The sequence below is a fragment of the Paeniroseomonas aquatica genome, assembly GCF_030409335.1.
Taxonomy (GTDB): domain Bacteria; phylum Pseudomonadota; class Alphaproteobacteria; order Acetobacterales; family Acetobacteraceae; genus Belnapia; species Belnapia aquatica.
Genome location: NZ_JAUFPN010000148.1, coordinates 60254 through 70869 on the forward strand (window position 1 = coordinate 60254; position 10616 = coordinate 70869).

General features: G+C 70.9%; 9 protein-coding genes. 4 read left to right on the forward strand and 5 right to left on the reverse strand.

Features of this window, described 5'->3' with window-relative positions; genetic code table 11:
* Nucleotides 1-331 precede the first annotated feature (331 nt).
* Complete coding sequence (locus tag QWZ14_RS14435) at nt 332-1303, forward strand: tripartite tricarboxylate transporter substrate binding protein (RefSeq protein ID WP_290317406.1); 972 nt, start codon at nt 332-334, stop codon at nt 1301-1303.
* Nucleotides 1304-1820: 517 nt separating this feature from the next.
* Here QWZ14_RS14435 and QWZ14_RS14440 read toward each other — a convergent pair.
* From QWZ14_RS14440 to QWZ14_RS14460, 5 genes are all read right to left on the reverse strand, one after another.
* Nucleotides 1821-2399: a histidine phosphatase family protein gene (locus tag QWZ14_RS14440; protein ID WP_290317407.1), complete on the reverse strand. Its 579-nt coding sequence runs from the start codon at nt 2397-2399 to the stop codon at nt 1821-1823.
* Nucleotides 2400-3289: 890 nt separating this feature from the next.
* Nucleotides 3290-4336: an NAD(P)/FAD-dependent oxidoreductase gene (locus QWZ14_RS14445; RefSeq protein WP_290317409.1), complete on the reverse strand. Its 1047-nt coding sequence runs from the start codon at nt 4334-4336 to the stop codon at nt 3290-3292.
* Nucleotides 4333-5028, reverse strand: coding sequence for a methyltransferase domain-containing protein (locus QWZ14_RS14450; protein ID WP_290317411.1), 696 nt, complete (start codon nt 5026-5028; stop codon nt 4333-4335). The genes QWZ14_RS14445 and QWZ14_RS14450 overlap by 4 nt, the downstream gene beginning before the upstream one ends.
* 2 nt (nt 5029-5030) lie before the next feature.
* Nucleotides 5031-6098 (reverse strand): type III polyketide synthase, encoded by a 1068-nt coding sequence (locus QWZ14_RS14455; protein WP_290317413.1) that lies wholly within the window; start codon nt 6096-6098, stop codon nt 5031-5033.
* Nucleotides 6099-6129: 31 nt separating this feature from the next.
* Nucleotides 6130-6639 (reverse strand): hypothetical protein, encoded by a 510-nt coding sequence (locus QWZ14_RS14460; RefSeq protein WP_290317414.1) that lies wholly within the window; start codon nt 6637-6639, stop codon nt 6130-6132.
* 88 nt (nt 6640-6727) lie between these two features.
* Here QWZ14_RS14460 and QWZ14_RS14465 point away from each other — a divergent pair, with 88 nt between their 5' ends.
* The 3 genes from QWZ14_RS14465 to QWZ14_RS14475 form a co-directional block, all read left to right on the forward strand.
* On the forward strand, nt 6728-7969 hold the full coding sequence (locus tag QWZ14_RS14465) for a putative DNA modification/repair radical SAM protein (RefSeq protein ID WP_290317415.1): 1242 nt from the start codon (nt 6728-6730) through the stop codon (nt 7967-7969).
* Nucleotides 7966-9411 carry a UdgX family uracil-DNA binding protein gene (locus QWZ14_RS14470; RefSeq protein WP_290317416.1) on the forward strand — a complete coding sequence of 482 codons (1446 nt, stop codon included), beginning with the start codon at nt 7966-7968 and terminating at the stop codon, nt 9409-9411. Before QWZ14_RS14465 ends, QWZ14_RS14470 begins: the two co-directional genes overlap by 4 nt.
* Before the next feature lie 437 nt (nt 9412-9848).
* A partial coding sequence (locus QWZ14_RS14475) for a hypothetical protein (protein WP_456307244.1) occupies nt 9849-10616 on the forward strand: 768 nt, incomplete at its 3' end.

Below are 10616 nucleotides of genomic sequence, written 5' to 3' on the forward strand. Positions count from 1 at the left end.
GCGGCCGCCCGCTGGCCTATGGGGGCAGGACGGGTCCGGCCCCCCTCGGCGCCGGCCGAGGCGCATCCGGAGCATGCCCATGGTGACCGCCCTGCTCATCGTCGTGGTGCTCGTGGTGGCCGTCGGCCGCCTCTGGTGGTCGCTCGAGACCGACCGCGACCTCGATCTCTAGCCGGCCCCTCCCGGGCGCGGGACCGGCGCCGCCACGGCGGCGATGACGAAGGGGATGGACCAGGGGGGGTGTGCGTGCTGCATGATGCGGCGAGGCCGACGAGGCCACCGACCGCGGCGGCAAGCCCGGCGGCACGACCACCGGGAGAGTCCAGAAGGCATGCAGACCATCACCCGCCGCGGGGCGCTGACTTTGGCCGTCGCCGGCCTCGCCGCCCCCGCGCTCGCCCAGCCCCGCTACCCCGACCGGCCGATCCGGCTGGTCATCCCCTGGCCGGCCGGCGGCTCGGCCGATTCCCAGCTCCGCTCCATGGGCGAGATCGCCGGCCGCGCGCTCGGCCAGCCGGTGGTGGTGGAGAACAAGCCGGGGGCCGGCGGGACGCTGGGGCCGATGACGGTCGCGCAGCAGTCCCGGCCGGACGGCTATACCCTGACCCAGATGCACCTCTCGGTGCTGCGGCGGCCCTTCATGATGAAGACGCCGCTGTGGGACCCGATCGGCGACTTCACCCATATCATCGGCCTGACCGGCTGGCTCTTCGGCACCGCCATCAAGGCCGACAGCCGCTTCGAGACCTGGCCGCAGATGATCGCCTATGCCCGCGCCAACCCGGGCCGGCTGACCTATTCGACCAGCGGCATCGGCACCACCAACCACCTGGCGATGGAGACCATCCAGGAGCTGGAGAAGATCGAGCTGACGCACGTGCCCTTCCGCGGCTCGAACGAGGGCGTCACCGCGGCGCTGGCGGGCCAGGTGGACATGGTCTGCGACAGCAGCGCCTGGGCGCCCTTCGTCGAGGCCGGCACCATGCGCGCGCTCTCGGTCTGGACCGCCGAGCGGGCGGCGCGCTTCCCGAACGTGCCGACCCTGAAGGAGCTGGGCTACGACATGGAAGTCACCTCGCCCTACGGCGTCAGCGGACCGAAGGGCATGGACCCGGGCGTGGTGCGGGTGCTGCACGACGCCTGCAAGGCGGCGCTGTTCGACGCCGAGAACATCCGCATCCGCGGCCAGTTCGACATGCCCCTGGTCTACCGCGACACCGAGGACTACCGCGCCTTCCTGGTCCAGCGGGTCGAGTACGAGCGGGCCATGGTGAAGCGGCTGAACCTGTCGCTCGACGGCTAAGGGCCGGCGCCCCGCTCAAACCCGCTCAATTCCCCTCAATTCGGTAAAATTCCGCTCAAAACGGCTCAATTGGCCCTGCTTAAGTCTCTGAAATCACTGCAAGGAGACGCGGAAATTTTAGAATTGAGGGGTTGAGGGGGACCTGCCGCGCCGGCGGCACCGCCGCCGGCACCAGGATTATAATCCCAACTACGCCGCCAAGTCCAGCCGCGTCCGCCGCGCCTCCCCGGCGGCCGCGGCGCAGCCGGGCGGGAAAAGCCGCGCAGCCCATGCTTGCCGTTGGCGAGAATGAATCGGTGAAACAGGCGGTCATGCGGTTTTGGGAGCTACCGAACGAGTATCTTAGCCGCGAGCCTACCGGACATCGCCGCCAAAAGGGTGACCTGTGAATGGAAGACAGCGACACTGCTAATATTGAGCACCGATCAAGATAGGATATGAAAATTCTGTTTTTTATGGTGTGTGATCTCAATTCAAAATGATTTAGGAACGGCCGCAGTGGGTGAAAAGCGGTCCTTTAATCCTCAATCCGGCGCCAGCCAGAGAGTAGAGTGCGGGTTTCCAAATCAAAGGAGTAGACGCACCCCCCTCCGGCGCCCGGCTGGTCCTCAGCCCGATTGATCGGGATGCCCTTGAGGTGGCAGAGCAGGAGGGACCCGACGCCGCCATGAGAGACGACGGCAATGTTCCTATCCCTGGGTGCTTCGGCGATGACCCGGTCCACGGCGGCGTTGATCCGGCGCTGGGCATCGACCGCTCGCTCCCATCCCCGAACGCTCCTCTCCGGTTGCGCGAAGAAGAGGTTGGCGACTACCTCGAACTCGGCCTTGGGGAGGTAGCCTGTTGCCGACCGGTCGTTCTCTCCTAGTTCACCGACGACGACTGGCGAGAGGTGGAAGCAATCTCCTATCAGCTGGGCAGCATCGGTCGCCTTGCGCTCGGCACTACTGAATACGGAGCCCAACCGGCTCATCCAAGGCCGCTCAAGCGCCAATCCCATACGTCGTATGCCCTCCGGAGAGAGCGGCCATTCCGGCACTGGCGTCACTGGATCGATGACGACTTCCGGGTGTGTGATGAAGTGAAGGATAGGCATGCCGGTCCATTGGCCAGGTTCAGTGCCAATTTGCCTTCACCGCAGGGAATGGCACCAGTCGATTCGGAAGGTCCACACAGGGTCAGCAGCGGTCATGCCGATTTCATTCTGAAGCGAACGCTGACTTCTACCTTGGTTGTTCATTGTCGAAATGACTTAATGCGGCTGCACCACACATCTGAAGATGGAGGCACACGAACTTGGGCTTGTGCAGCGAACCTTGGCCGAATTGGCCCGGCATCGAGGCAAGGTGAGCACGCAGCAGGAGAGCAAAGGTCGTCCTGATCGCTTTTTGGTATGATTTAATAACGAAATTTGATAGGTTTCGATTGCGTGCCTTTCTGGAGACAGCCGTGAAAGTCGAGCGGACTTCTTTCAGTCGTTACGATACCTTCCTCCGAGACAAATACCGACCACCTAGTAAGGGCGGAAACACTCGCGCTTGGCATAGCCATGTTCTGACTATTGAAAATGAAAAATATTCTTTCCTTGCATTAGGTAGTAAAAAATGGGCCTTTGCAGGAGACAATATTAGCTTTGAATGGTCATGGGATGCATCGAATAAATACAGAAACATTGCGTGTGACACCTTCCAGGCTTGGAACAAGAATGGCGTGCCAGTGGAGCGGGGCCTGCGTGGCTCGAAACCCTGGCGGACAGCGGAAACTAGGTTGCCGGCTTCGCGTCGCGAGCAACGTGACTAAGAATATATAGGTGCGGCTGTTACCTGCCTGGTTCGAATGACGAGGCTGGCAGAATGCAGGAAACATTTTCAATACACGGATGCTGTATCAAGGGCCGCGGCTCGCCTGCCTGTCCAAGCAAGCACCAGCACCGTGCGCCGGTCTGTGGACGTAGGTCCGCCGTCGATTATAAGATTTTATTCTTAATTACGCCGCCAAGTCCAGCCGCGTCCGCCGCGCCACCAGCCGGGCCAGCGGGGCGATCCCGGCGGCCGCGGCGAAGCCGGCCGGGGCCAGCCGCAGCGCCCAGGCGCCGAGCCCGGCCCAGCGCAGTGGCCCGGCGCTGCGGCGGCGCCAGGCGGCGTGGAAATCCGCGGCCTCCTGCCCCGCCAGGATGGCGGCGGCGGCGGCCAGGCCGGAGTGCAGCGCCAGCGCCATGCCCTCCCCGGTGAAGCTCGGGATGACGCTGGCCTGGTCGCCGATGCGGTAGAGGCCGGGCGGCCCGCCGGCGGCCAGGCGGAAGCCGTAGGGGATGCCGGCGACCGCCAGCGGCCGGTCCCAGCGCGGGGTGGCGTGGCGCAGCAGGCGGGCGCCCAGCGCCGAGCCCGCCGCCACGGCGGCGAGCAGCTCGGCCGGCCGGCTGCGGACCGCGGCGCAGAGGTTGGCGCCGCCTTGGCCATCCTCCCCTTGCGTCGGCTGCAGCCCGGCATAGCCGCCGGCGAAGGGCAGCAGGGAGACCGCGTCGCCGGCCGCCACGCCGTCGAGGTGCAGCTTGAGGCCGAGCCAGGGCGAGGCCGGCCGGGGGAAGCCACGCAGCCCGTGCTTGCCGCTGGCGAGGATGACGCGGCGGGCGGCGACCTCCCCGGCGCTGGTGCGGAGCCGCCAGCCGCCCGGCACCGGGCTGGCGCCCAGCACCGTGACGCCGCGCCGCAGCGCCGGGCCGGCGGCGGCCTGCAGCGCGCCGTCGAGCCGCAGCCGGGACAGGCCCCAGGCGGCGAAGGGCAGCGGCGCGGCGGCGGTGCGGGCGCCGTGGCCGACCGCAACCCGGCGCAGCGGGATGCCGCCCAGCGCCGCCGGGTCGAGGCCCAGCACGGCCAGCGCGGCGGCGGCATCCACGCCCAGGAATTCGCCGCAGACCACCTCGCGCGGGGCCGGGCTGCGCTCCAGCAGCAGCACCTCCTGGCCGGCGCGGGCGAGCGCGATGGCCGCGGCGCAGCCGGCCGGGCCGGCGCCGATGATGACCGTGCCGATCATCCCCCTTGGCATCGCACCCGGCTGACGATCCAGCGGAAGGGGATGGCCCAGCGGATCTCCGCCGGGGTGCCGGCCGCAGCGGTCAGGCGCTGCCAGTCGGCGCGGCGGAAGCCGCGGGCGATCGAGATGGTGCTGTCGTGGATCACCATCGGGTCCATGCGCATCGCCCGCGTCGCCGCCCAGACGAAGCCCCAGGGCAGCCAGTGGCGGTGCAGGTCCGAGATCAGCCAGCCGCGCACCGCGTGGTGATCCAGCCAGCGCAGGAAGCGGACGAGCTGCGCATCGTCCAGGTGGTGGGTGAAGAGGCTGCAGAGGATGACGTCGAAGCGCGCCGCCGGGTCCAGGTCGAAGAGGTCGGCGGTGATCACCCGGGCGGGGACGCCGGCGGCGGCGGTGTAGCGCGCGGCCCAGGGGCTGCGGTCGAGGCCGGTGAGCCGGACCGCGATGCCGCGGCGTTTCGCCCAGGCGGCGATGGCGGCCAGCATGTCGCCGCCGCCGCAGCCGACGTCGAGCACCGAGAGCTCGGTCGCGCCGCGGCGCTCGACCAGCGCGTCCAGCCAGCGGAGCGTCGGCCGATAGGCGTCCGAGAGGTGGTTGATGCGGGCGAGGTCGCGCAGCGCCCCGGCGAATTCGGGCTCGGTCGCGGCGGCATCGTCCATCCATTCGGCGGCGGTGCTGCGCTGGCCGAACATGGTCAGGCCACGCGGAAGCGCATGGTCTCGGCCGAGAGGCCCGGGCCGAAGGCGAGCGCGCAGCCGCGCTGCCCGCTTGGCGCGGCCAGCATCCGGGCCAGGACGAACATGACGGTGGCGGAGGACATGTTGCCGTAATCCCGCAGCACCGCGCGGCTGGTGTCCAGCGCATTCTCCGGCAGGTCGAGGCCGTGCACGACGGCATCCAGCACGCTGCGGCCGCCGGGATGCACCGCCCAGAGGTCGAAGTCGCCGGTGCCGGCGCCGCCGAGGATGGCGCTGGCCTCCGCCGGCAGGGCGCGGGCCAGGGTCAGCGGGACGAAGCCCGAGAGGGTCATGTCGAAGCCGCCGTCGCCGATGCGCCAGGTGATCTGGTCGGCCGCCTCGGGGATGAGGGCGGCGTGGAAGCCCTCCATCGCCAGGCCGACGGGGTCGGCGGTCACCAGCGTCGCGGCGCAGCCGTCGGCGAACAGCAGGAAGCACAGCAGCTGCTCGATCTCGGTGCTCGGCTGCAGGTGCAGGGTGCAGAGCTCGAGGTTGACCACCAGCACCCGGGCCGCGGGCGTGCCGCGGACGATGTGGTGGGCGAGCTTCAGCGCGTTGATCGCCGCCTGGCAGCCCATGAAGCCGACCACGCTGCGCTCGACGCTGCCGGGGATGCCGTAGCGGCGGATCAGGTGGTGGTCGAGGCCGGGGGCGACGAAGCCGGTGCAGGTCGCGAGGATGAGGTGGGTGATGCGCGGCGCCTCATCCCCGAGGCCCATCGCGTCGCAGGCGGCCTCGGCCAGGGCGGGGGCCTCGGCCTCGTAGCGGGCCATGCGCTCGGCGGTGCCGGGGAAGCGGTCGACACGGTAGAATTCGTCGGTGGTGCCGCTCGCGTCCGCATTGGCCTCCAGCACCGAATGGCGGCGGGCGATGTGGGAGCGCTCGGCCAGCCGGGCGAAGGCGGTGCGGGTGCGCGGCTCGGTGATCTGGCGTCCCGCGAAGATGCGGAAGGCGTCATGCACCTCATGCCGGGGGACCGCGGTGCCGATGCGGTTGATATGGGCCGGCCGGGGGATCTGTCTCACCCGGGATAGATGGGGTGGCGGCGGCGGATGCCTATTGCCGCACCGCGCCGGTGCGGGCGTCGACGCGCAATTCGACCGGGGTGCCGTCGCGCACGCCCCGCAGCCGGATGAGGTCGCCCTCGCGGCTGACCTCCGAGACCTCGGCATAGCCGCGGTCGCGCAGCAGGGCGATGGCCTGCGCCTGGGTCAGCATCGGCTGCTCGCGCGGCTGGCCGGTCAGGGCGTCGATCCTGAGGTTCTGCACCTTGGCGCCGTAGCGGGTGGCCTCGGGGATGCGGAAGGTGTCGCCCTCCTGCACCACGCCGCTGACATCCGTATAGCCGCGGGCGCGGAGGATGGTGGTCACCTGGTCGCCGGTGAGGAAGGCGGGGTTGGCCGGCGCGGCCTGCACCGGGTCGGCGGTGGCGGTCGGGATCCGCGCCGAGGGATCCTCCGCCGCCGGGGCCGGGGCCGGGGCCTGGGCGAGCGCGGCCGCCAGCGGCAGGGCGACGGCCAGGGCGCAGGCCAGGGCAGTCCGGGTCAGGCGGGGGAGGTGCGACATCGGAGCGGTAACCGCCGGGGCGGCGGAAGGTTCACCGGGCGGCTTGAAAGCTTTCATTTCAGAACATATGAAGAACTGGAGGGTCCCGATGGAATTGCGCCGCAAGCTGGAAATCCTCGCCGATGCGGCGAAGTACGACGCCTCCTGCGCCTCCTCCGGGACCGACAAGCGGGACAGCAGGGCGGGCGGGATCGGCAGCACCGAGGGCATGGGCATCTGCCACGCCTATGCGCCGGACGGCCGCTGCATCTCGCTGCTGAAGGTGCTGCTGACCAATGCCTGCGTCTTCGACTGCGCCTATTGCATCAACCGGGCGACGAGCAACGTCGACCGCGCCCGCTTCACGGTGCGCGAGCTGGTGCAGCTCACGCTCGACTTCTACCGGCGCAACTACATCGAGGGGCTGTTCCTCTCCTCCGGCATCATCCGCTCCCCGGACTACACCATGGAGCAGATCGTCGGCGTCGCCCGGCTGCTGCGGGAGGAGCACGGCTTCCGCGGCTACATCCACCTGAAGACCATCCCCGACGCCGACCCCGGCCTGCTGGCCGAGGCGGGGAAATACGCCGACCGGCTCTCGATCAACGTCGAGCTGCCGGAGGAAGGCACGCTGCGCGCGCTGGCGCCGGAGAAGGACTTCGCCGGCATCCGCCGGGCGATGGGGCGGATGCGGGTGCGGATTGACGAGGCGAAGGAGGCGAAGCGGACCGAGCGGCGCGCCGCGGCGCCGCGCTTCGCCCCGGCCGGGCAATCGACCCAGATGATCGTCGGCGCCGATGCCTCGGACGACCGGGCGGTGCTGGGGACCACGTCCAACCTCTATGCCAGCTACGGCATGCGGCGGGTCTATTTCTCCGCCTATTCGCCCATCCCGGATGCCTCGCGCCTGCTGCCGCCGGTGGCGCCGCCGCTGGTGCGGGAGCACCGGCTCTATCAGGCGGACTGGCTGCTGCGCTTCTACGGCTTCGGGCTGGAGGAGATCCTCAGCGGCGGCGACGGCGGGATGCTCGACCTCGGGATCGACCCGAAGCTGGCCTGGGCGCTGCGGCACCGGGGCGACTTCCCGGTGGACGTGAACCGGGCCCCGCGGGAGCGGCTGCTGCGCGTCCCCGGGCTCGGGACCAAGACCGTGGACCGGCTGATCGCGGCGCGGCGGCACCGCTCCATCCGCTCGGAGGACCTGGCGCGGCTCAGGCTGCCGCTGGCCAAGCTGCTGCCCTTCCTGGTGACGGCGGACCATGTGCCGCGGCTGCTCGACAGCGCCGGGCTGCGCGCCCTGGTGGCGCCGCGGACCGGCTTCGGCAAGCCGGTGCAGCTGGCCCTGCTGTGATCGACGCCGCGCTCGACGGGCCGGCGGATTTTGCCGGACGGCGGGCGGCGGCGCGGCGGCTGGTGGCGGCCAAGCCGGCGCCCGAGGGCGTCGCCCGGGCGCTGGCCGGGGAGGCGCCGGGGCTGTTCGGCGCGGCGCCGCCGCCACCCCCCCAGGCCGGCCGGGCGGCGGCCAGCGTGCCGCGCGGCTTCCTCGACCTGGCCGAGGTGGCGATCCGCCACCGCGACCCCGAGCGCTTCGCCCTGCTCTACCGGCTGCTCTGGCGGCTGACCCATGGCGAGGCCGGGCTGCTGCAGGTGGCGACCGACCCGGAGGTGATCCGCGCCCAGGCCATGGCCAAGGCGGTGCGGCGGGACGCGCACAAGCTGCACGCCTTCCTCCGCTTCCGCATGCTGGAAACCGAATCCGGCACCCGCTACATCGCCTGGTTCGAGCCGGACCACCACATCCTGGAGGCCGAAACCGGCTTCTTCATCCGCCGCTTCGCCGGCATGCGCTGGTCCATCCTGACCCCCGAGGCCAGCGCCCACTGGGACGGCGAGGCGGTGCGGATGGGCCCCGGCGGCCGGCGGGCCGATGCCCCGGCCGAGGATGCCCAGGAAGTGCTGTGGCGGGCCTACTACGCCCACATCTTCAACCCCGCCCGGCTGAAGCCGGCGGCGATGCGGGCGGAGATGCCGAAGAAATACTGGCGCAACCTGCCGGAGGCGCAGGACATCGCCCGGCTCATGGCCGAGGCGCCGCGCCGGGTCGCCGAGATGGTGGAGCGCGGCGCCACGCCGGCGGCGGCACGGCGGCAACGGGCGGTCGTGGCGGACGTTGAGGCGGCCATGCCCGATCTCTTTTCCCAAGACCCCGCCCAGGCCCTGGCCGCGCTCCGCGCCGAGGTGCTGGCCGACCGCGGCCCGCTGGCCGTGCAAGCGACCCAGGCGGTCTTCGGTGAGGGGCCGATCGGCGCCGCCCTGCTCTTCGTCGGCGAGCAGCCGGGCGACGAGGAGGATATCGCCGGCCGCCCCTTCGTCGGCCCGGCCGGGCGGATGTTCAACCGCGCCCTCGAGGAAGCCGGGGTGCCGCGGGAGGAGGCCTATGTCACCAACGCGGTGAAGCACTTCAAATTCACCCCGACCGGGCGGCGGCGGCTGCACCAGACGCCGGATGCCGGCGACATCACCCACTACCGGCCCTTCCTGCGGCGGGAGGTGGAGATCGTGGCGCCGCGGCTGGTGGTCTCGCTCGGCGCGACGGCGCTGCGGGCGCTGGTCGGCAAGGCGACGGCGATCAGCAAGGTGCGCGGCGAGGTCATCCGCACCGAGGACGGGCAGCCGCTGTTCCCGACCGTGCACCCCTCCTACCTGCTGCGGCTGCCGGATGCCGAGAGCAAGGCGCGCGAGTACGCCCGCTTCGTCGCCGACCTGAAGGCGGCCTGGCGCGAGGTGCAGTAGCCGCTGTTTCGGTTCGGAACCGGGAACGGTCCCGCCGGGGCGACGTTTAGGCGCCGCAACTGGAGAATCTTTCCATGAACAACATCATCTACATCGTCGGTCTCGTCGTCGTCGTCGTTGCGGTGCTGAGCTTCTTCGGCCTGCGCTGAGCCGAAGTCGCGGGGGCCTGGACGATGACCGGTGCGGCCCGCCGCATCGATCATGGTCCAGGCCCGCGTGGCGGCCGGCGGGACCATCCCGGCGGCGCCCGCCGGATGTCCCCGGGCCGATGGTATCGAATCAAGACCATATCGACCTGAGATCAGTATTCGCACATTGCGCTGATATCCGATTTTGGGGGATGACGGTCACGGATTTGTTTCTTACGGATTTCTGACGCGCGCCCGCCGGGGCTGCTTCGGCCGGGCCGCCTGCGCAGAAACGTCGAGGGGCATCGCATGCAGGCCGTCAAGGGATCGAAGTCCCGCCTCTGGGGCCGTGCCGGCGCCGACGCCGATGTCTCCTTCCTCGAGGAGGTCGACCGCGCCGAGGCGGCCCGGCGCCGGCCGCCCCCGGCCTCCCGCCTGAGCGAGCGCGAGGAGGCCGAAAGCAACGCCCGCTGGGCCCAGACCCGGCTGCGGGACAAGCTCCGCGGCGCGGTCACGCCGGGCGAGGCGCTGTCGCTCGGGCTCGGCGCCGCCGCCCTCGCCGCCCTGCTCGACCAGCAGCCCTCCTACCGGCACGGCACCGACGGCGTCACCGCGGCCAAGGCCGAGGCCGGCCCCGCCTCGGGTTCCGGCAGCGAGGCGCCGCAGCAGGACTCGGGCGCCGCGGCCGATGGCCCCGCCATGGCCGGCTCCGGCCCGGAGGCCGAGCCGCGCTACGCCGAGACCGAACTCAGCTACCGCATCATCAGCGAACGCAAGCCGGTCCGCGGCAGCACCAGCCAGCCCGCGGCGCCGCGGCCGGATGCCGGCCTCGAGGGGCCGCATGCCGCGCCGGCCAGCGCCTCGGCGCCGCCGGGCCGTGGCCCGGAGGCCCAGGCCTTCGCCACCCCGGCCGCGCCGGCCGATGGCTGGGCCAGCATGCTGGCGGCCCAGGGGCTGGCGGCGGCGGCGATCGGCCATGCCAACCTGGCGGCCGCCGCCCCGCCGCAGGAGGCGACGGCGCCGCAGGCGGCGGCGGTGAAGCAGGCCATGCCCGGCACCGCGCCGCAGCGGGCGGCC

What these genes read in the sequence shown, in the direction of transcription:
- QWZ14_RS14450 (WP_290317411.1), bottom strand. Translation starts at nt 5,028, where the DNA reads ATGTTCGGCCAGCGCAGCACCGCCGCCGAATGGATGGACGATGCCGCC.
- QWZ14_RS14440 (WP_290317407.1), bottom strand. Translation starts at nt 2,399, where the DNA reads ATGCCTATCCTTCACTTCATCACACACCCGGAAGTCGTCATCGATCCA.
- QWZ14_RS14465 (WP_290317415.1), top strand. Translation starts at nt 6,728, where the DNA reads ATGGAATTGCGCCGCAAGCTGGAAATCCTCGCCGATGCGGCGAAGTAC.
- QWZ14_RS14445 (WP_290317409.1), bottom strand. Translation starts at nt 4,336, where the DNA reads ATGATCGGCACGGTCATCATCGGCGCCGGCCCGGCCGGCTGCGCCGCG.
- QWZ14_RS14435 (WP_290317406.1), top strand. Translation starts at nt 332, where the DNA reads ATGCAGACCATCACCCGCCGCGGGGCGCTGACTTTGGCCGTCGCCGGC.
- QWZ14_RS14460 (WP_290317414.1), bottom strand. Translation starts at nt 6,639, where the DNA reads ATGTCGCACCTCCCCCGCCTGACCCGGACTGCCCTGGCCTGCGCCCTG.